Raw genomic sequence first — 19,826 nt, forward strand, 5'->3', positions numbered from 1 at the left:
TGGGAGCGAGCCTGCTCGCGAAAGCGGCAGAACAGTCTCCACAGGGCTAACAGAATTCAGGAAAGGTGCTTTATGACCGCAGCCAATGTTTACCAACAACGCCCAACCTCCGGGGCCAAGGCCGAGTCGTCGCTGCATCACGCCGACCTCGCCAGCCTGGTGGGCAAGGGCCGCAAGAACGCCGGTGTGACTGTGCGTGAAAAGAAACTCCTCGGTCACCTGACCATCCGTGGTGATGGCCACGACGCCGCATTCGCCGCTGGCGTGCACAAGGCCCTAGGCATCGAATTGCCCGGCGCACTGAGCGTCATAGTCAAAGGTGAAACCAGCCTGCAATGGATGGGGCCGGATGAGTGGCTGCTGATCGTGCCGACCGGTGAAGAACTGGCCGCCGAGCAAAAACTGCGCAAAGCGCTGGGCGATTTGCACATTGCGATCGTCAACGTCAGCGGCGGCCAGCAACTCCTCGAACTGAGCGGCCCGAACGTGCGCCAGGTGCTGATGAAGTCCACCAGCTACGACGTGCACCCGAACAACTTCCCGGTGGGCAAAGCCGTCGGCACGGTGTTCGCCAAGTCGCAATTGATGATCCGTCACACCGCCGAAGACACCTGGGAACTGCTGATTCGTCGCAGCTTCTCGGATTACTGGTGGTTGTGGTTGCAGGACGCTTCTGCCGAGTACGGCCTGAGCGTACAGGCCTGACACGGTATGTGAGTGTGGCTGCTTTTGTGGCGAGGGGGCTTGCCCCCGTTCGGCTGCGAAGCAGTCGTAAAACCAGTGAATGCGGTCTACCTGTTAGATCGCACACTCCGGATTTGGGGCCGCTGCGCAGCCCAACGGGGGCAAGCCCCCTCGCCACAGGCAAGCTCAACACAGAATTCTCTGTGATCACAGAATTTGCTACAGGAGTCACCGCACTATGAGCCGCGCCCCAGACACATGGATTCTGACCGCCGACTGCCCCAGCGTGCTCGGCACCGTGGACGCGGTGACCCGCTTTCTGTTCGAGCAGGGCTGCTACGTCACCGAGCACCATTCCTTCGATGACCGACTCTCGGGCCGTTTCTTCATTCGTGTGGAATTCCGCCAGCCTGACGGTTTCGACGAGCAGTCCTTCCGCGCGGGCCTGGCCGAGCGCGGTGAAGCCTTCGGCATGATCTTCGAACTGACCGCGCCAAACTATCGGCCGAAAGTGGTGATCATGGTTTCCAAGGCCGATCACTGCCTCAACGACTTGCTCTATCGTCAGCGCATCGGCCAGTTGTCGATGGACGTCGCTGCTGTGGTCTCCAACCACCCGGACCTCAAGCCACTGGCCGACTGGCACCAGATTCCGTACTACCACTTCCCGCTGGACCCGAACGACAAGCCGTCCCAGGAACGTCAGGTGTGGCAGGTCATCGAAGAGTCCGGTGCGGAACTGGTGATCCTTGCGCGCTACATGCAAGTGCTGTCGCCGGAGTTGTGCCGCAAGCTCGATGGCAAGGCGATCAACATTCACCACTCCCTGCTGCCCGGGTTCAAGGGCGCCAAGCCCTATCACCAGGCCTACAACAAGGGCGTGAAACTGGTGGGCGCCACGGCGCATTACATCAACAACGACCTCGATGAAGGTCCGATCATTGCCCAGGGCGTGGAGGCAGTGGATCACAGCCATTACCCGGAAGACCTGATCGCCAAGGGGCGGGATATCGAAGGGCTGACCCTGGCCCGGGCCGTCGGGTATCACATTGAGAGACGCGTATTTTTGAACGCGAACAGAACAGTCGTTCTTTAGATTGCCATCGCGAGCAGGCTCACTCCTACAGGGGTTTGTGGTTACCCACAAATCTCAGTCACACCAAAGATCCACTGTAGGAGCGAGCCTGCTCGCGATAGCGGCATAACGGACAACACAAGACACACAGGCAATAACCCGAGCACTTAACGCGCTGCCTGCCTGGGCAACGCGGTTCCATAAAAACAACAGCGAGGTGAAAGCATGTCTGGCAATCGTGGTGTGGTGTATCTCGGCGCTGGCAAGGTCGAAGTGCAGAGTATTGATTATCCGAAAATGCAGGACCCGCGTGGCAGGAAAATTAACCACGCCGTCATCCTGCGTGTGGTTTCCACCAACATCTGTGGTTCCGACCAGCACATGGTGCGCGGTCGTACCACCGCTCAAACCGGCCTGGTGCTGGGCCACGAAATCACCGGCGAAGTGATCGAGAAGGGCAGCGACGTCGAGAACCTGCAAATCGGCGACCTGGTATCCGTACCGTTCAACGTCGCTTGCGGGCGCTGCCGTTCCTGCAAAGAGATGCATACCGGCGTGTGCCTGAGCGTCAACCCGGCGCGTCCGGGCGGTGCCTATGGTTATGTCGACATGGGCGACTGGACCGGCGGCCAGGCCGAATACGCCATGGTGCCGTATGCCGACTTCAACCTGCTGAAACTGCCGGACCGTGACCGGGCCATGGAAAAAATCCGTGACCTGACTTGCCTCTCCGACATCCTGCCGACCGGCTATCACGGCGCCGTGACTGCCGGCGTTGGCCCGGGCAGCACTGTGTACATCGCCGGTGCCGGTCCGGTCGGTCTGGCGGCGGCCGCATCCGCTCGCCTGCTCGGCGCGGCAGTGGTGATCGTCGGTGACGTCAACACCGTGCGCCTGGCTCACGCCAAGGCCCAGGGCTTCGAAATCGCCGACCTGTCACTCGATACCCCGCTGCACGAACAGATCGCTGCACTGCTGGGTGAACCGGAAGTGGATTGCGCCATCGACGCTGTCGGCTTCGAAGCCCGAGGCCACGGCCATGACGGCGTGAAACACGAAGCGCCGGCCACCGTGCTCAACTCGCTGATGGGCGTGGTGCGTGTGGCAGGCAAGATCGGCATCCCCGGCCTCTACGTGACCGAAGACCCGGGCGCCGTGGACGCTGCCGCGAAAATGGGCAGCCTGAGCATCCGCTTCGGCCTGGGCTGGGCTAAATCCCACAGCTTCCACACCGGCCAGACCCCGGTGATGAAGTACAACCGCCAGCTGATGCAGGCGATCATGTGGGACCGCATCAACATCGCCGAAGTGGTGGGGGTGCAGGTGATCAGCCTGGATCAGGCGCCGCAGGGGTATGGCGAGTTCGATGCGGGTGTGCCGAAGAAGTTTGTGATTGATCCGCATAAGATGTTTAGTGCGGCGTAAAGGCTTAGGGTAAACAAAGAGGGTGAAATGATGTCACCCTCTTTTGTTATCCCTTGGTAGAATTCAGAACGGTGCCTCGGAGGCTCTGGGAAGTACCTGGGGCCTTCTGATCTCCGTAGCATGAATTGAAACTCGTCTATAAATACGCTCATGCAAAACTATTTCCATTTCGTTTAACGATCTGTAAATCAAGCCTCCCTCGCCCATTGTTCCATACCGGTAATGGCGACCAGGAATCATGGAACTAAAGTCACTGACATATACTTCATAAACGTGGGGTGTGCCATTGTTGGAGTAACTGGCCGCGATCTCCGAAAAATCTACTGCTGTTCTTCGAGTAGGGGATACATAGAAGCCTGGACCGCTGCTGAGACCGCAAGCGCTATTCATGAAGTTGGAGTGTAGCCCGGCTGTTAAACTATTATGGTGTGCTGTCGTGGATCCATGGGTGCCAATATAATCTAACGTACTTAAATCTACTTTTGGTTGCGGCGGTGGCTCAGAAACACCTCTAGTCGTATTTGATGGTGGTTCAAAATGAGTCGGATTTTTTATAATCTGTAGGTCAGGCGTTTTTATGTAGGCAGTGCGTGCTCGCGTGTTCTTAGGTGCTACGTGTCGAGGCAACTTGAGTGATGAGCCTTTCAAAAGTGCGTTCTTGACGAATTGTGAAATATGTCCCGACGGATCGGTCCGATTTACCGGATCCCCCACGCAATACACATACGCATTCAACCCACCCTCCCCAAACGGACTCCAACTGTCCGGACTGTTAAACCGCATCAAAACCGGGTTAAACGCCCGATAACCATTCCCCAACAAATAACACCCCGTCACCGGATCCGGTCTTTCGCCATTGAAGCCGAGCAGGCTGAGTAAGCCGCTTTCCGCAGGGCGATGACCATAGGGTGAATAGGCCAAGGAATGGGGACGAGTTGCGTCGATCACATTCAATACCGAACGCTGTTGATCAGTGGCAAGCAAGCGCGCTTCCACGGCCCCGTTCTGACGCTGTTGCTGAGCCAGCAGTTGATCGTCGTGCTGCATGATCGAACGCTGCACCACACCTTGAATCTCGGTGGCCAGACGATCTTTCAGATAAAAGCGCCGGCAGGTGTCTAGTGATGTGGGAGTGCAATCAACCAGACGATCCAGCGGGTCGTAGTGGTAGCGGCAGAGCAGGGATTCTCGATTGGGGAGCATGGCCGGGTTCCTGAAGGAGTTTGTCGATTCAGGGTTTTACTGTGGCGAATTCGAACAGAGCCGCCCACTAGCAGATCTGATAGTGCCGCAGGCTTCTGGGCTGCTTTGTGACGAGCGGGTGGGAAATGGGTGGAAACCTGAGGAACATGCCCGCGTTTGCCCGGTCAAATCGGCAGCTTTGCGCCTGTAAGCCGGGCGTTTTTCATGACGCAAGAGGATGTCTGAATGAAGATTTCACGCGGTTTTGCCCTGGCATCACTCCTGACCCTGGCGGCCAGCCCGGTCTTCGCACAGTTCAGTCTGGGTGATGCGGCCAATGCCATTGCCGGCATGAAGGGCGGTGACGCGGCCGCGACCGCCGCACCAACGCCGCAGACAGCCGACCTGCTGAGCACCCTCAGTGAATTGGACATCACCCCACAGCAAGCCATCGGCGGCGCCGGGGCGATGCTTGGGCTGGCGAAGAACCAGTTGAGTTCGACCGACTACTCGGAACTGGCCAAAAGTGTACCGGGCATCGACATGCTCTCGGGCGGCGGTGAGTTGGGTGCACTGGCCGGTCTGCTCGGCTCCAGCGGCAAAGCTGCAGGACTGGACAATGCCCTGGGTAACGTCAAGAACACCAACGACCTGAACAACGCCTTCAGCGCCCTGGGCATGGACAGCGGCATGATCGGCCTGTTTACCCCGGTGCTCCTGCAATACCTCGGCCAGCAGGGCGTCGGCGGTTCGCTGCTGAGCAGCCTGGGCGGGATCTGGGGTGCTGGCGCCGGTAGCTGATTCAGCGGCGCCCGGCGCGCAAGTCGTCGATGCGCCGGTCCTTCTCGATCCAGAGCTGGTTGACCCAGTTCTGGACCTTCTCGCGAAACACCGGGTCGTTTTCGTAATCGCCCTGCCACAGCGCCGGGTCGAGTTCGCGGGTCTGGATATCGATGATGACCCTCGGCACATTGCCGCTGATCAAGTCCCAGAACCCCGGAATCTCCTGCTGCGGGTAAACCACTGTCACATCGAGAATCGCGTCCAGCTGTTCGCCCATCGCCGCCAGCACAAAGGCCACCCCGCCGGCCTTGGGCTTGAGCAGGTGATTGAACGGTGACTGTTGCTGGGCACATTTAGCCGCCGTGAAGCGGGTGCCTTCCAGATAATTGACCACTGTCACCGATTGGCGCTTGAACAGTTCGCAGGCCTGCCTGGTGATTTCCAGATCCTTGCCCGCCAGTTCCGGGTATTTGGCCAGGAAGGCTTTGCTGTAGCGCTTCATGAACGGGTAATCCAGCGCCCACCACGCCAGGCCCAGGAAGGGCACCCAGATCAGCTCTTTCTTGAGGAAAAATTTGAAGAATGGCGTGCGCCGGTTCAGCGTCTGGATCAGCGCCGGGATGTCGACCCAGGATTGATGGTTGCTGATCACCAGATATGAAGTGTCGCGGCGCAGATCGTCACCACCACGGATGTCCCATTGGGTAGGGATGCAGACACGGAAGATCAGCTTGTCGATCTCGGACCAGGTCTCGGCGATCCACATCACCGACCAGGAGGCGTAATCGCGAAAACGGCCGGGCAGGATCAATTTGAGCAGGGCAAACACCATCAACGGTCCGATCAGGACCAGGGTGTTGAGCAGAAGCAGCAGGGTCACGAAACAGCCGGTGAGCAGGCGGCGCATAAGTCACTCGTGGAAGCGGTTGGGCGCGCCATGATAAGCAGCTTCGGGCGACAGGCCAAATCGGTGCTGACAAATGTTTCACTTTTGGGTCGGTAACCTTATGGGAACGATCAAGCGAACGACGGTCTAAAATCCGACTGCTCACTCTCATGGAAACCCATTACGTGAAATCCCTCCTTGCAGTGCTCTCCCTCATTGCCCTACCGGTCATGGCCGCCGAGCCGACTCTCTATGGTCGTTACGAATACATCGCCCTGCCGGAAATCGGCGGGAAGGTCCTCAAGGCGAAAATGGACACCGGCGCCCTGACCGCGTCGCTGTCGGCCAAGGACATCGAAACCTTCAAGCGTGACGGCGAAGACTGGGTGCGTTTCCGCCTCGGCACCAAGGATGCGGGCAACCAGGTCTACGAACACAAGATCGCGCGCATCAGCAAGATCAAGACCCGCTCCGAAGAGGAAGAGGATGACAGCGAAGTGATCGCACCCACCAAGCGCCCGGTGGTCGACCTGGAGCTGTGCCTGGGTAACGTCAAGCGCACGGTCGAGGTCAACCTGACTGATCGCAGTAGCTTTAACTACCCGTTGCTGATTGGGGCTAAGGCGTTGCGTGAGTTTGGCGCGGCGGTGAATCCGGCGAGAAGGTTTACGGCGGATAAGCCGGATTGTTGATTGATCGACTTATTGGGTTCCTTTCCTTATCGCTGCCTGGGTCCACGTCTCTACATTGAAGTCCGTGGTGTCTGGACCTGGGCTTCTGAATTGCAGTGAGTATTTTATGCTGTGGGAGAGTTCATTTTTTACATCTCTTTGATTGAGTTTTAGGTTGTCGAGTTCTCGGGTGCTTAGATGTTGAAGGTATTCTGGGTTTTTTAGCAGTTCTCGGTTGGTGTTTCTCTGTGCGGTAAGTTTAGAAATGTGAGCGCTTAGTTTTCCAGATATTCATTGGCATCTTCGCCTTTGTTGAACGAGGCAAGTCGGGATGGTTTACCCTTTTCGACCAAAACCTTGGCAATTATTGCATCAGGTTCGGTTTTGGTTGATTCGGCTAGAAGTTTAAGTTTTTTACCGCCTCCGAAGCTTTTTATGGCTTCTTTTCTTGCTGTTGAAAAGTGTGAAAATCTATAGGTTTTTCTGTTGGTGACGAATTCGTGTGCGTTTTTAAAAATATTATCGAAAATCAATGTGGGTACTTTGTAGTGTCCGGTTGGATCGTTTTGATTTGCAGGATCCCCCGAACAATATCCATAAGCATTCAACCCACCTTTGCCAAACGGACTCCAACTATCCGGGCTGTTAAACCGCATCAACACCGGATTGAACTGGCGATAACCATTGCCCAAATGATAATGCCCGGTCACCGGGTCCGGCCGTTCGCCGTTGAAGCAGAGCAGGCTGAGCAATCCGTTTTCCGCCGGGCGATGGCCGTAGGGTGTGTAGGCGAGGGGATTAGGTTGAGTCGCGTCCAGAGCGTTGAGCACCGAACGTTGTAGGTCGGTGGCCAGCAGTGTGGTGTTCACCTTGGAATCGAGGTGATTTTGCTGGGCCAGTAACTGGTCGTCGTGCTGAAGGATGCTCCAGCGAGCGGCGCCCTGGATTTCAGTGACCAATCGTTCTTTGCAATTAAAGCGCTGGATGGAGGGTTGCTGAAGTACTGTGCAGCCATTTTGGCGATCCAGTGGATCGTAGTGATAGCGACACAGTACGGTATTACGGGATGTGTTGGACATGGGTTGAACTCCGTTCAAGGTCCGGATCGCATAACCTTGAGCATCGGAGTTTTTGCAGCTATTGCCTACTACCAGAACTGCTAGGTACTACAGACCTGACCGCCAATCAGCTCAGCCGGATTGACGCCGATTCCCCCTTGAGTCACCGTTCGCCCACTCAACCAGCGGGCTCGGACGCCATGCCTCATATCCTGATTGTCGAAGACGAAGCGGCCATTGCCGACACCCTGGTTTTCGCCCTGCAAGGCGAGGGTTTCACCACTACATGGCTGAGCCTCGGCGCGGTGGCGCTGGAGCATCAGCGCCAGACCCCGGCGGATCTGATCATTCTCGATATCGGCCTGCCGGACATCAGCGGCTTCGAAACCTGCAAGCAACTGCGGCGCTTCAGCGAAGTGCCGGTGATGTTCCTCAGCGCCCGGGATGGCGAAATCGATCGCGTCGTGGGCCTGGAAATCGGCGCTGACGATTACGTGGTCAAGCCGTTCAGCCCTCGGGAGGTGGCGGCGCGGGTCCGGGCGATTCTCAAGCGCATAGCGCCCCGCACGGTGAGCGAACCGTCGACGACGCTGTTTCGCATCGATAGCGAACGTGTGCAAATCAGTTATCGCGGTCAACTGCTGACCCTGACTCGCCATGAATTCCGCCTGCTGCAATGCCTGCTGGAGCAGCCCGAGCGCGTCTTCAGTCGAGAGCAGTTGCTCGATGCCTTGGGCGTGGCCGCCGACGCTGGTTACGAGCGCAGCATCGACAGCCACATCAAGAGCGTGCGCGCCAAGTTGCGACGGGTGAAGGTTGACGCCGAACCGATCCAGACCCACCGCGGCCTCGGCTACAGCTACAACCCGGGACAAAGCTGATGCCGCTGGGAATCCGGATTTTCCTGGTCTACGCCCTGTTCATTGGCCTGACCGGCTACTTTGTGCTCAACACGGTCATGCAAGAGATCCGCCCCGGCGTTCGCCAGTCCACTGAAGAAACCCTGGTCGATACCGCCAACCTGATGGCCGAGATCCTGCGCGACGATTTCAAGGCCGGCAGCCTCAACCAGAACCGTTGGCCGGAACTGCTCAAGGCCTATGGTGAGCGACAGCCGGCGGCGAAAATCTGGGGTTTGCCAAAGAATCAGGTCAACCACCGCATCTACGTCACCGACGCCAAGGGCATCGTCGTGCTGGATTCCAGTGGGGCGGCGGTGGGGCAGGACTACTCCCGCTGGAATGACGTCTACCTGACCCTGCGCGGCGAATACGGCGCTCGCTCCACGCGCATTGATCCGAACGATCCGGGGTCTTCGGTGATGCACGTCGGCGCGCCGATTCGCGACGACGGCCAAATCATCGGCGTGGTTACCGTGGCCAAGCCCAACAGCTCGTTGCAGCCTTATGTGGATCGCACCGAACGCCGGTTGCTGGCGTATGGAGCCGGGTTGATCGGCCTCGGTCTGCTGTTCGGCGCGTTGTTGTCCTGGTGGCTGAGCCGTGCCCTGCGAAGATTGACGGCGTACGCCCAAGGCGTCAGTGAAGGCCGGCGGGTTGAAGTGCCGCATTATCGCGGCGGTGAACTCGATCAGTTGGCCACGGCGGTGGAGCAGATGCGCACGCAGCTTGAAGGCAAGGCCTACGTCGAGCGATACGTGCACACCTTGACTCATGAGCTGAAGAGTCCGCTGGCGGCGATTCGTGGTGCGGCGGAGCTGTTGCAGGGCGAGATGCCTCTGGCGCAGCGGCAACGTTTCGTCGGCAATATCGACAGCGAAAGTGCGCGCATGCAGCAGTTGATCGAGCGGCTTTTGAACCTGGCGCAGGTCGAGCAACGCCAAGGCCTGGAAGAGCGCGTCGATGTGCCGTTGGGCGCATTGGTGACTGAGTTGCTGAATGCTCAGGCGGCGCGAATCGAAGGTCGTCAATTGCAGGTTGAACAAGCCATTGCAGCGGATCTGATGCTGACTGGCGAGGCATTTTTATTGCGCCAGGCGCTGGGCAACCTGTTGGAAAACGCGCTGGATTTCACTCCGGTCCAAGGCCTGCTGCGCCTCAGTGCCAGGCGAATCGGCGAGCAGGTCGAGTTCAAACTGTTCAACCAGGCCGAGGCCATTCCAGACTATGCGTTGCCACGGTTGAGCGAGCGGTTCTACTCGTTGCCGAGACCGGACAGCGGGCGAAAAAGCACCGGGCTCGGGCTCAACTTTGTCGAGGAAGTGGTCAAGCTGCATGGCGGCACCCTGAGCATCGGCAATGTCGACGGTGGTGTGCAAGTGACAGTGCACCTGCCATAGGGCCGGTCCAGTCTCCACAAAGTCTCCACATTCCCTCCATTCATTCCTCACACTGCCAACCCAGACTTTCCCCATCCAAAACAGGGAGAGTCCCATGAACCGTAGCCTGACCCTAAAACTCGGGGCAATTGCCCTGTTGATTCTGTTGTTGCTGGTTCCACTGCTGATGATCAACGGCGTGATCCAGGACCGGCAGCAACTGCGCGACGGTGTGCTCGACGACATCGCCCGCAGTTCCAGCTTCAGCCAGCAAGTGAGCGGTCCGTTGATGGTGGTGCCGTATCGCAAGGTAGTGCGCACCTGGAAGACCCGTGAAAAAACCAACGAGCGTTATCAGGAGATCGGCGAAGAGCGCGGTCGTCTGTATTTCCTGCCGGAACGCTTCGAACTGGACGGCCAGGTGCAGACCGAGTTGCGCTCCCGGGGGATTTACCAGGCGCGGCTGTTTCATGCCGACAATCGCATCAGCGGGCATTTTTCGCTGCCGGCGCGGCTCGGTATCAAGGAAGACTTTGCCGATTACCGGTTCGACCAGCCGTTTCTCGCCGTTGGCATCAGCGACATCCGTGGTATCGAAAATGCCTTGAAACTCGAACTCGACGGCCAGAGTCTGGACTTCATTCCTGGAAGCCAGGTCGGTTGGCTGGGGGAGGGCGTGCACGTGGCGCTACCGACGCTGAATACAGAGAAGGCCACGGAGCTGGACTTCGGTTTTGACCTGCGCCTGCAAGGCACGGGTGTGTTGCAGGTCTTACCGGTGGGTAAAACCAGCACAGTCTCGCTGAGCGCCGACTGGCCTCACCCAAGCTTCATCGGCAACTATTTGCCGGCCCAGCGTAAAGTCACCGATCAGGGATTCTCCGCCAACTGGCAGGCGTCATTCTTCTCCACCAACTTGCAGGAGGCCTTGAACAGTTGCGTCACCGGCGGTGACTGCACAGCCTTTAGCGGCCGCAGCTTCGGGGTGAGCTTCATCGACCCGGTTGACCAGTACCTGAAAAGCGACCGGGCGATCAAATACGCGCTGCTGTTCATCGTCCTGACCTTCGCCGGGTTCTTCCTGTTCGAAGTGCTGAAAAGCCTGGCCGTGCACCCGGTGCAATACGCGCTGGTGGGGGTGGCCCTGGCAATCTTCTATCTGCTGTTGCTGTCGCTGTCCGAGCACATCGGTTTCGGGCTGGCATACCTGTTGTCGGCGGCTGGCTGTGTGTTGTTGATCGGATTTTATGTGTGCCATGTCCTGCGCAGTGTCGTAAACGGATTGAGTTTCTCCGCGGGGCTGGCGGGGTTGTACGGCCTGCTTTATGGCGTGTTGAGCGCCGAGGATTACGCGCTGCTGATGGGCTCGTTGTTGCTGTTCGGTTTGTTAGGCGTGTTCATGGTGCTGACACGCAAGCTGGATTGGTACGGGGTTGGGCAAAAACCGCCGCAACCTTTGGACTTCGATATTGGTGCGGTGCAATGAGCCGGTCGGTGGGGTTGCGCGAGGATCAGCGCTGGAGCGAGGTGTTAGTGACGCGGATTTTGCAGTGGTTGCCTGATGAACCGCGTTGGTATTTTCGCGAGCAGGCTCGCTCCCACAAGGGTTCTCCAGTGAATACAAAATTTGTACGCACCGACGATCTGCTGTGGGAGCGGGCCTGTTCGCGAAGCGGACAGTACAGCCAGCGAAGTTCTAAGCCTTCGGCATCGTCACAATCATCGAAGGCCGCTGACTCACCTCGAAATACCACGCCGCCAACTGCGGATTCGCTGTGCGCCAATCCAGATCCGGATGGCGCAGGTCCAGGTAACCCAGTGCACAGGCCACGCTGATCGCGGCCACGTCGAAGTGGCAGGTCAGCTCGGCAATCGCGTCCTTTTCCAGCAAGGCCAGGGCGCGACGGATTTTGGCGCGCTGGCCGTCGAGCCATTCGTCCCAGTGTTTTTCCGGGGCGCGCAGGGCGGTTTCGTAGCGCACCAGCACGGCCGCGTCCATGATTCCGTCGGCCAGTGAGGCGAGGGTCAGGCGGCGCCAACGGGCCGAGCCTTCGCGGGGGATCAGCGGGTTGCCGACGTGCTGGTGGTCGAGGTAGTCGAGGATGACCCGGCTGTCGTGGATGATGTTGCCGTCGGCCAGGCGCAGGGCCGGGATTTTGCTCAGGGGGTTGTCTTCGATCAGGGTCAGGTCCGGGTTGACCGGGGTAAGCACGCTGGTCTGCAACGCCACGCGGTTCTGCTGGCCGGTTTCGTGCAGCAGCACCATGACTTTGCGAACGAAGGGAGAGAGCGGGTTGTGGTACAGGGTCATGCTCGGGGCGGACATGGCAGCGTCTCGATCGGTGGCAGTGTCGGGCAGCATAGCGCGTTGGCCTGATAGCTCAAGCGTCATGGCTTGGACCCTTGTGGGAGCGAGCTTGCTCGCGATGGCGGCTCAGTATTCAACATCAATGTTGGCTGACAAACCGCTATCGTCGGAACGCCGCCCGGAGCAAGCTCGCTCACACAGGGACTGCATTTTAGCTGGCGGGTTGTAGTGTTTGCCCAGCGGCAGGACCCGAAACAGCCTGAGGCTTGATCTCACGGGCAACGGTCCAGACGATGAACGCGGCAACGATGTCGAAAATCGCCAGCACCACGAACAGCGGGCTGTAGCCGATCTTGGTCACCATCACGCCAAACACCAGGGTGAACGCGGCTGCGCCCAGGTAGCCGAACATGCCGCCCATGCCGGTGGCGGTGGCCACTTCGTTTTTGCCGAACGAGTCGGAGGTGATCGCATACAGCGCACCGGACAGGGTCTGGTGCGCGAAGCCGCCAATGCACAACAGTGCGATGGCTGTGTACGGGCTGGCCACCAGGCCGATGCACGCCGGGCCGATCATGCACGAGGCGCCGAACAGCAGAACCATCTTGCGCGAGGTGAACAACGACACGTTGCAGTACTTGTGGAAGAACGGGCTCAGGTAACCGCCGAGCACGCAGCCGAGGTCGGCGGCCAGGAATGGCAGCCAGGCGAACATCGCGATCTCTTTGATGTTCATGTGCCTTTCGGTCATCAGGTACAGCGGAATCCACGCGTTGAAGGTCTGCCAGGCCGGCTCGGAGAGCATGCGTGCGCTGGCGATGGCGTAGAAGTTGCGGTTGCCGATGATCTTTTTCCAGCTGCCTTTTTTCGTCGCTGGGTCTTTGAAGTGTGCTTCCTGACCGCTGAGGATGTAGTCGCGTTCTTCGTCGCTCAGGCGCTTCTGGTCCCGTGGGTGCTTGTAGAGAACCATCCACAGGAACGTCCAGGCCACGCCCAGGCCGCCCACGATCAGGAACGCCAGCTCCCAGCCGCTGTGCAGAATCGCCCAGACCACCAGCGGCGGCGCCAGCACGGCACCAATCGACGAACCGATGTTGAACCAGCCGATGGCCACCGAGCGCTCTTTGGCCGGGAACCATTCAGTGGAAGTCTTGACCGCCGCCGGCAACCCCGCCGCTTCGGTCAGGCCAAGCAGGCCGCGAACAAAGGCCAGGCCCTGCCAACCGGTCGCCAGGGCTGCCAGCGCGCAGGCAATCGACCAGGCGAAGGCGAAAATGGCAAAGCCCATTTTGGTGCCGATGGCATCGATGATGTAGCCGGCCACCGGTTGCATCAGCGCATAGCACACCTGCCACGCAACGACGATGTGCGAGTACTGCTCGGTGGAGATGTTCATTTCGCTCATCAGGGTCGGAGCGGCCACTGACAGGGTATTGCGAGCCAGGTAGTTGACCATCAGGCCGGCCGTCACCAGGCCGACCATCCACCAGCGGATGCCTTTGACTTTCATCACTTCACCATGATTTTTTTGGATTTATTTTTGGTGCTGCATTTGTTGTAGGTTGTCGTACAACATGCGTCTTTATAGGAGCGCAAGGGTAAAACTGTCAACAGATATGTCTGAGGATTTGCAGGGGGAGGCGACAGGCGGGGGATGGTGTTGTCGTATGACTGGCGAGTATTTGAGACTTATCGTTGAACCTGTAGGAGTGAGCCTGCTCGCGAAGGCGGTGTGTCAGCCAATTCAATATCGACTGATACGACCCCATCGCGAGCAGGCTCGCTCCCACAGGGATCAGCGGCGTTGCAGGAGGCCGTGCAGGGCCAGCACAGCTGGGATGCCCAGCCCCACCCAGCTCAACGAATCCCAAACACCATCCCCGAGCAACGCGGCAAACAACCCAGCCGCGCTGAGCATCGCGATGACGGTCGGGATGGCAAACACTTTCCAGAAGTTCGACTGCCGGGGCTTCATGCCACGCTCTCCGCTTTTTCTAGCACCGGCCTGGCAACCTTGCGCCGCACCACCCACAGGTAGACTCCGCTGCCGAGCACGATGATGGTCAGCACATCCAGGGTCGCCCAGAGGATCTTCATCGGCATGCCGCCGTAGTCACCGAAGTGCAGTGGCTGCGACATGCCCATGGCGTCCATGTACCACGGTCGTTCGGCCACGGCGGTGACTTGCAGGGTGCTGGCGTCGATCAGTACCGGCGTCAGCAGGTGCGAAGTCAGGTGCGTGCTGCCTTTCATGAACACCGCGTAATGGTGCTCACTTGAAAAACGCGTGCCTGGGAAGGCGATGAAGTCCGGCTGCATGCCCGGCGCGACATCCTTGGCGATATCGAGCAAACGGGTCGCGGGCGCTCGTTGCGTCAGCGGTGGCGCATCGCGGTACGGCGCGACCATCGCGCTCAGGCTGTCGTTGCGCCAGGCGGCGATGATCAGGTCGGCGCAGGCACTGATCACACCTGTCACGCCGACCACCAAGGCCCAGGTCAGCGTCACCACGCCGATCAGGTTATGCAGGTCGAGCCAGCGCAGGCGGGTGGATTTGTCCTGACGCACGGTGGCGAATTTCAAGCGACGCGTGAACGGCAGGTACAGCACCGTGCCGGAAACGATCGCTACTACGAACAGAATCCCCATGAACGCCAGCAACAACTTGCCCGGCAGCCCGGCAAACATGTCCACGTGCAGGCGCAGCATGACCATCATGAAACCGCCGTTGGCCGATGGCGTCTCCAGCGCTTCGCCGGTACGGGCGTCGAGCATGAAGGTGTGGGACGAGTTCGGCTCCGTGCCCGCGGTCGCGGCCATGATGGTCAGCACCGCGTTGGGCTCATCGTCCTCAAAGCCAAAATACTGCATGACTTCACCGGGGCGATGCTTCTCGGCGGCTTCCACCAACTGCTGCAAATTCAGGCGCGGGGTGTCTGCCGGCATTGCCTTCACTTCAGGCGCATCGCCCAGCAAGTGGTCGATCTCGTGGTGAAAGATCAACGGCAGGCCAGTCAGTGCCAGCAGCAACAGGAACACGGTACAAATCAGGCTGGTCCAGGTATGAGCAGCGGACCAGCGGCGAATTGTTTTACTTTTCATTTCATAGCCTTCAGAAAAACCAAAGCCGCCCACGAAGGACGGCCTGGTCATTGGGCGTGTCAGCTCAGAGCGTTACCACTTGTAGGTTGCACTTGCGACGACACTGCGCTGGTCGCCGTAGTAGCAGTAGAAGCTGTCGCAAGTCGAGATGTAGTCCTTGTCGAACAGGTTGGTGGCGTTAACGGCCAGCGAAGCGCCTTTGAGGCTGTTGTCCAGGCGACCGAGGTCGTAGTGAACCACTGCGTCGAACACCGTGTAGGCGCCGGCCTTGCCCAGCAAGGTGTTGGCCTGGTCGCCATAGGTATTGCCGGTATAGCGCGCACCAGCACCGATGCCAAACCCATCCAGCACGCCGTTGTGCCAGGTGTAGTCGCCCCACACCGACGCTTGCTGGTTTGGCATCAGTTGCAGGCGATTGCCCTTGTAGATGCCCTCTTGCACTTCGGATTTGGCCAGGGTGTAGGCGGCGGTGACCTTGAGGTTTTCGGTCACGTCGGAAACGGCTTCCAGTTCCAGGCCTTTGACTTTCACTTCGCCGGTCTGGCTGGTGACTGTCACATTGCCCACGTTGTTGGTGACGGAAACGTTTTTCTGGGTCAGGTCATACACAGCCGCCGTCAGCAGGGTGTTGCTGCCCGGTGGCTGGTACTTGATCCCCAGTTCCCACTGCTTGCCTTCGGTCGGCTTGAACGACTCGGTCGGCGAGGCGACGGCATTGCTGGTCGGCTGGAACGATTCGGCGTAGGACAGGTAGGGCACGAAGCCCGAGTCGAACACGTAGCTGATCGCCGCGTTGCCGCTGAAGTTCTTGTCGCGTTCAGTGTTGGTGGCATCGCCCTTGTTGAAGAACTTGGTACCGGTGTGGACCCAGTCTTCACGGCCGCCGAGGGTCAGGCGCCATTGGTCGAGGGCCATCTGGTCCTGGATGTACAGGCCGGTCTGCTGGGTCTTCTGTTCGTAGTCATAGAAGGCTGTGGAGCGTGCCGGACGGGTGATCGGCAAGCCATAGACCGGGTCGTTGACATTGATGCCCGGCGCAGTGCCGAAGATCGAGAGGTAGTTGGTGGTGTTGCGTTGGTGGTCCAGGCCGATCAGCAGGGTGTGACTGACGTCGCCTGTGACGAAGTCGCCCTGGAAGTTGTTGTCCACGGCGAATTGGGCGATGTCTTCGTCGACATTGGTGGTGCCACGGCCGGTGTTGCCTTGATCGTCGACGACAAACCCGAACTCGGCAAACTCAGGGTTGTAGCTGTTGACGGTCACGGCCTGGAACGACAGCTCCGACTTGGTGTAGCGCAGGTTCTGCCGGAACTGCCAGACATCGTTCAGGCGGTGTTCGAAGGCATAACCCAGCGCGTAGTAGGTGCGGTCGTAGAAGTCGTAGTTCGGATCACCCAGGTTCTTGTGGTGGGAGATATCGCCGAACGGCATGTCGATCTTGGTACCCTGGATCGGATAGAACTGACTGGTGATACCGGTATCGTCACGGGTGAATTGCGTGAGCAGGGTGAACCTGGTGTCGTCGTCGATGTTCCAGGTCAGGCTTGGTGCAATGTTGTAGCGCTTGTCATCGATGTGGTCGATGGGCGTGCCGCCGTCGCGCAGTACGCCGCTGAGGCTATACAGGAACTGGCCTTCGTCGTCGATTTTGCCGGTGCTGGCGAAGTTGATCTGACGATGATTGTCGCTGCCGTATTGCAGTTGGATCTCGCTGCTGGCTTCAGCGCTTGGGCGGCGGCTGACCATGTCCAGCAGGCCGCCCGGCGGTGTCTGGCCGTACACCGAGGAGGCCGGTCCGCGAAGCAGCGCCAGGCGGTCGAGGTTCCAGGTTTCCTGTTTCGGGTTGGAGTACACGCCTTTTGGCAGTGGCAGGCCGTCGAGGAATTGAGTCGGCTCGAAACCCCGCACGCGCAACCAGTCGGCGCGGGTGTCGCTGCCGAAGCTGCTGGAGGTGATGCCCGGCAAGTAGCGCACGGCATCGTCGAGGGTGTGCGCGTTGCGGTCGTCCATCTGCTCACGAGTGACGACCGAAATCGAACGCGGCGCCTCGACCAGGGCGGTGTCGGTCTTGGTGCCGGCGGCGGTGCGCTTGGCCAGGTAGCCCTGTACCGGGCCCCAGGCGCTTTCAGTGTCTTGCACGCCGATCACGCTGGTCGCCGGCAGGTCCATCACACCCTCGGGCACGGCCACCAGGGTGTAGGTGCCTACACTGCTCTGCTCCAGTTGCAGGCCGGTGCCACGCAGAGCTTCGCGCAGGGCGCCGGCTGCGTCGAACTGGCCTTTGACCGGCGCCGAGGTCTTGCCCGCCGCCAGGGACGGATTCAGCGAGAGTGCCAAACCGGCCTGGCTGGCGATCTGGTTCAGGGTGTTGGTCAGTGGCGCAGCCGGCAGGTTGTAGGCGCGGACGCTGGATGCTTGTTCAGCGGCGACCAGTTGGCTGCTGGCCAACGGGGTGCAAAGGGCAATGGCGACCGTCAGCAAACTGCGGCGCAACAGGGAGTCTAGCGAACGAGGCATACAGCGGCTCCTGAATGGAAACATTTCTCAATTGCCTATGTGCCGAACGAAAATCAAAAAGTGATAGGGCTGGATGAAAATAATTTCGATTCAGTAATTCAATTGGCATCGAGGAACTTCAGGCATGCGCATTTAGTGGCGAGGGGGCTTGTCGGATCGCCGCACCGTCCCGTCCGGCTGCGAAGCAGTCGTAAAATCAGCCAAAGCGGTTTAACTGGAAAATGCGGGGCCGCTTCGCGACCCAGCGGGAGCAAGCTCCCTCGCCACAAGGAGCTATGTGCGGGTTCAGGGCTTGGTATCGGCCTTGGCCACGACCTTTACCCACCATGGCGTGTGCTGTTCGATCTGCACCGGCAGGGTTGGCAGCAGGGCGTTGAGTGCCAGGTCGGTGTCGCGCAGCGGGAAGCTGCCAGTGATGCGCAGGTCGGCCACTTCCGGTGCGACCCCGACGTATCCGTTTCGATAGCGGCCGATTTCATGCACCAGATCTTCCAGCCGCGTGTTGTCCACCACCAGCATGCCGCGGGTCCAGGCATCTGCGCCGAGGCTGACGGCCAGAACCGGGCCCAGGCCGTTGTTGCGGATCAGCACCTGTTGGCCTTCGCGCAGAATCTGTTCGTCAGGGTTGGACTCAGGGTGAACCGCCACCGCCGACTGCAATACGCTCAAGCGCGTTCCATCTTCCTCGCGCTTGACCAGAAACCGCGTACCCAGCGTGCGCATGCTGCCTTCGCGGGTTTCGACGATGAACGGCCGGGGATCGCCATGGCCGGTTTCAACCAGAATTTCGCCTTCCTGCAGCACGATGCGCCGCTGCTTTTCATCGAAACGCACATCCAGCGCGCTGTGGGTGTTGAGATGGACCAGCGTGCCGTCAGCCAGGCGCAGGGTGCGCTGCTCGCCAACGGCGGTGCGCTGGTCGGCCAGCCAATAGTCGATCGGCAGGTAACGATCCCCGGCGAACAGGGCCAGGCCGATCACTGCAACGATGCTGGCGACACCGTTACCAAGCTTGCGCACTCGCCGGCGAATACCTTCGCGCGATTGCAGCAAGGCCGTGCGGGCCGGGCCGCTGGCCACGCTGAAATGCTGGTCGAGCATACCCAGCTGGCGCCAGGCGCGGGCGTGCTCTTCGTGGGCCGCGTGCCACTTGGCGAATTCTTCGCGCTCTACCGGGTTGGCGGAGTCCATGGACAACTGCCAGGCAATCGCCGCGTCCAGCACGCTGGCCGATACCGGTTTGGAACTGACCGGGTTCATGTCGGCTCACCATACAGCGCGATATAGCACTGGCGGATGCCTTGGGCCAGGTACTGGCGCACCCGCGGCACCGAAACCCCCAGGCGCTCGGCGATGTCTGCGTGGCCGAGGCCGTCGAGACGGTTGTAGAGGAACGCCGCCCGGGCCTTGCTGGAAAGCTTGCCGAGCAAACGGTCGATGTTTTTCAGGTCTTCGAGGATCATTTGCTGTTCTTCCGCCGACGGTTGCTCGGCTTCGGGAATCAGCATCAGCTCGGTGAGGTAAGCCTGTTCCAGCGCGGCGCGACGGAAATAATCGAACAGCAGGCCCTTGGCGATCGCCACCAGAAACGCCCGCGGCTCGCGCGGGACCTTCAGTTCCTCACGGCCCAGCAAACGCACGAAAGTGTCCTGGCTCAGGTCTTCGGCCCGCTGCGGGCAGGCGACGTTGCGTCGAAGCCAGGCCAATAGCCAACCGCGATGGTCGCGATATAACGCACCGACGAGCTCACTTTGAGGGCTTGGAACTGACGACACGCCGCATCACCGATTGGGAAATATTAACTAACGAGAATAGTTCGCGATTGTGGCAGAGGCGAGGGAGGTAAGCAATTGGCGT

General features: G+C 59.5%; 18 protein-coding genes. 8 read left to right on the plus strand and 10 right to left on the minus strand.

Going from position 1 to position 19,826, the window contains the following annotated elements:
• The first annotated feature begins 72 nt into the window (after positions 1-72).
• The 3 genes from VC35_RS09185 (at position 73) to fdhA (ending at position 3,184) form a co-directional block, all read left to right on the plus strand.
• Entirely contained in the window at positions 73-705 is a 633-nt protein-coding gene (locus tag VC35_RS09185) for a sarcosine oxidase subunit gamma (RefSeq protein ID WP_007980412.1), read from the plus strand.
• 217 nt (positions 706-922) lie between these two features.
• Positions 923-1,780, plus strand: coding sequence for a formyltetrahydrofolate deformylase (gene purU / locus VC35_RS09190; protein ID WP_007981374.1), 858 nt, complete (start codon positions 923-925; stop codon positions 1,778-1,780).
• Positions 1,781-1,984: 204 nt separating this feature from the next.
• On the plus strand, positions 1,985-3,184 hold the full coding sequence (fdhA, locus tag VC35_RS09195) for a formaldehyde dehydrogenase, glutathione-independent (RefSeq protein WP_046039387.1): 1,200 nt from the start codon (positions 1,985-1,987) through the stop codon (positions 3,182-3,184).
• Positions 3,185-3,247: 63 nt separating this feature from the next.
• Here the strand turns inward: fdhA and VC35_RS28790 are convergent, their stop codons facing one another.
• Positions 3,248-4,387, minus strand: coding sequence for an RHS repeat-associated core domain-containing protein (locus VC35_RS28790; RefSeq protein ID WP_080925285.1), 1,140 nt, complete (start codon positions 4,385-4,387; stop codon positions 3,248-3,250).
• A gap of 225 nt (positions 4,388-4,612) precedes the next feature.
• On the opposite strand from VC35_RS28790, the gene VC35_RS09205 reads away from it, so the two are divergent.
• Positions 4,613-5,167, plus strand: a complete 555-nt coding sequence (locus tag VC35_RS09205) for a DUF2780 domain-containing protein (protein ID WP_046039391.1) — start codon at positions 4,613-4,615, stop codon at positions 5,165-5,167.
• Position 5,168: 1 nt separating this feature from the next.
• Here VC35_RS09205 and VC35_RS09210 read toward each other — a convergent pair whose 3' ends face one another.
• Entirely contained in the window at positions 5,169-6,056 is an 888-nt protein-coding gene (locus VC35_RS09210; RefSeq protein ID WP_046039392.1) for an acyltransferase, read from the minus strand.
• Positions 6,057-6,220: 164 nt separating this feature from the next.
• Here VC35_RS09210 and rloA2 point away from each other — a divergent pair, with 164 nt between their 5' ends.
• Positions 6,221-6,727, plus strand: a complete 507-nt coding sequence (gene rloA2, locus VC35_RS09215; protein ID WP_046039553.1) for a retropepsin-like aspartic peptidase RloA2 — start codon at positions 6,221-6,223, stop codon at positions 6,725-6,727.
• 254 nt (positions 6,728-6,981) lie between these two features.
• Here the strand turns inward: rloA2 and VC35_RS09220 are convergent, their stop codons facing one another.
• Positions 6,982-7,785, minus strand: a complete 804-nt coding sequence (locus VC35_RS09220) for an RHS repeat-associated core domain-containing protein (RefSeq protein WP_080925286.1) — start codon at positions 7,783-7,785, stop codon at positions 6,982-6,984.
• A gap of 179 nt (positions 7,786-7,964) precedes the next feature.
• Between VC35_RS09220 and creB the strand changes: the two genes are divergently transcribed.
• From creB to creD, 3 genes are all read left to right on the plus strand, one after another.
• The gene (gene creB / locus VC35_RS09225) at positions 7,965-8,645 is read left to right on the plus strand and encodes a two-component system response regulator CreB (RefSeq protein WP_046039393.1); all 681 of its coding nucleotides are present in this window, start codon (positions 7,965-7,967) and stop codon (positions 8,643-8,645) included.
• Entirely contained in the window at positions 8,645-10,063 is a 1,419-nt protein-coding gene (gene creC / locus VC35_RS09230) for a two-component system sensor histidine kinase CreC (protein WP_046039394.1), read from the plus strand. Before creB ends, creC begins: the two co-directional genes overlap by 1 nt.
• A gap of 94 nt (positions 10,064-10,157) precedes the next feature.
• Positions 10,158-11,528, plus strand: a complete 1,371-nt coding sequence (gene creD / locus VC35_RS09235; RefSeq protein ID WP_046039396.1) for a cell envelope integrity protein CreD — start codon at positions 10,158-10,160, stop codon at positions 11,526-11,528.
• A gap of 210 nt (positions 11,529-11,738) precedes the next feature.
• On the opposite strand, the gene VC35_RS09240 is transcribed toward creD, so the two are convergent.
• The 7 genes from VC35_RS09240 to VC35_RS09270 form a co-directional block, all read right to left on the minus strand.
• The gene (locus tag VC35_RS09240) at positions 11,739-12,368 is read right to left on the minus strand and encodes a glutathione S-transferase family protein (protein WP_185754758.1); all 630 of its coding nucleotides are present in this window, start codon (positions 12,366-12,368) and stop codon (positions 11,739-11,741) included.
• Between the two features lie 193 nt (positions 12,369-12,561).
• Complete coding sequence (locus VC35_RS09245) at positions 12,562-13,860, minus strand: MFS transporter (protein ID WP_046039399.1); 1,299 nt, start codon at positions 13,858-13,860, stop codon at positions 12,562-12,564.
• A 285-nt stretch (positions 13,861-14,145) separates the two neighbouring features.
• Positions 14,146-14,325 (minus strand): hypothetical protein, encoded by a 180-nt coding sequence (locus VC35_RS09250; protein ID WP_046039401.1) that lies wholly within the window; start codon positions 14,323-14,325, stop codon positions 14,146-14,148.
• Positions 14,322-15,452 (minus strand): PepSY-associated TM helix domain-containing protein, encoded by a 1,131-nt coding sequence (locus tag VC35_RS09255; protein WP_046039556.1) that lies wholly within the window; start codon positions 15,450-15,452, stop codon positions 14,322-14,324. Before VC35_RS09255 ends, VC35_RS09250 begins: the two co-directional genes overlap by 4 nt.
• Before the next feature lie 72 nt (positions 15,453-15,524).
• The gene (locus tag VC35_RS09260) at positions 15,525-17,969 is read right to left on the minus strand and encodes a TonB-dependent siderophore receptor (protein ID WP_046039403.1); all 2,445 of its coding nucleotides are present in this window, start codon (positions 17,967-17,969) and stop codon (positions 15,525-15,527) included.
• Positions 17,970-18,254: 285 nt separating this feature from the next.
• Positions 18,255-19,229: a FecR family protein gene (locus VC35_RS09265; RefSeq protein WP_046039405.1), complete on the minus strand. Its 975-nt coding sequence runs from the start codon at positions 19,227-19,229 to the stop codon at positions 18,255-18,257.
• Entirely contained in the window at positions 19,226-19,744 is a 519-nt protein-coding gene (locus tag VC35_RS09270; RefSeq protein WP_046039406.1) for an RNA polymerase sigma factor, read from the minus strand. The genes VC35_RS09265 and VC35_RS09270 overlap by 4 nt, the downstream gene beginning before the upstream one ends.
• Between the last annotated feature and the right edge of the window lie 82 nt (positions 19,745-19,826).

This window comes from Pseudomonas fluorescens, from assembly GCF_000967965.1.
GTDB classification, from domain to species: Bacteria; Pseudomonadota; Gammaproteobacteria; order Pseudomonadales; family Pseudomonadaceae; genus Aquipseudomonas; species Aquipseudomonas grandcourensis.

Excerpts from the sequence above, each read along its gene's own strand:
- VC35_RS09205 (WP_046039391.1), top strand. The coding sequence starts at position 4,613 with ATGAAGATTTCACGCGGTTTTGCCCTGGCATCACTCCTGACCCTGGCG.
- fdhA (WP_046039387.1), top strand. The coding sequence starts at position 1,985 with ATGTCTGGCAATCGTGGTGTGGTGTATCTCGGCGCTGGCAAGGTCGAA.
- VC35_RS09240 (WP_185754758.1), bottom strand. The coding sequence starts at position 12,368 with ATGTCCGCCCCGAGCATGACCCTGTACCACAACCCGCTCTCTCCCTTC.
- VC35_RS09220 (WP_080925286.1), bottom strand. The coding sequence starts at position 7,785 with ATGTCCAACACATCCCGTAATACCGTACTGTGTCGCTATCACTACGAT.
- VC35_RS09210 (WP_046039392.1), bottom strand. The coding sequence starts at position 6,056 with ATGCGCCGCCTGCTCACCGGCTGTTTCGTGACCCTGCTGCTTCTGCTC.
- creB (WP_046039393.1), top strand. The coding sequence starts at position 7,965 with ATGCCTCATATCCTGATTGTCGAAGACGAAGCGGCCATTGCCGACACC.
- VC35_RS09185 (WP_007980412.1), top strand. The coding sequence starts at position 73 with ATGACCGCAGCCAATGTTTACCAACAACGCCCAACCTCCGGGGCCAAG.
- purU (WP_007981374.1), top strand. The coding sequence starts at position 923 with ATGAGCCGCGCCCCAGACACATGGATTCTGACCGCCGACTGCCCCAGC.
- VC35_RS09265 (WP_046039405.1), bottom strand. The coding sequence starts at position 19,229 with ATGAACCCGGTCAGTTCCAAACCGGTATCGGCCAGCGTGCTGGACGCG.
- creC (WP_046039394.1), top strand. The coding sequence starts at position 8,645 with ATGCCGCTGGGAATCCGGATTTTCCTGGTCTACGCCCTGTTCATTGGC.
- VC35_RS28790 (WP_080925285.1), bottom strand. The coding sequence starts at position 4,387 with ATGCTCCCCAATCGAGAATCCCTGCTCTGCCGCTACCACTACGACCCG.
- creD (WP_046039396.1), top strand. The coding sequence starts at position 10,158 with ATGAACCGTAGCCTGACCCTAAAACTCGGGGCAATTGCCCTGTTGATT.
- VC35_RS09260 (WP_046039403.1), bottom strand. The coding sequence starts at position 17,969 with ATGCCTCGTTCGCTAGACTCCCTGTTGCGCCGCAGTTTGCTGACGGTC.
- VC35_RS09245 (WP_046039399.1), bottom strand. The coding sequence starts at position 13,860 with ATGAAAGTCAAAGGCATCCGCTGGTGGATGGTCGGCCTGGTGACGGCC.
- VC35_RS09250 (WP_046039401.1), bottom strand. The coding sequence starts at position 14,325 with ATGAAGCCCCGGCAGTCGAACTTCTGGAAAGTGTTTGCCATCCCGACC.
- VC35_RS09255 (WP_046039556.1), bottom strand. The coding sequence starts at position 15,452 with ATGAAAAGTAAAACAATTCGCCGCTGGTCCGCTGCTCATACCTGGACC.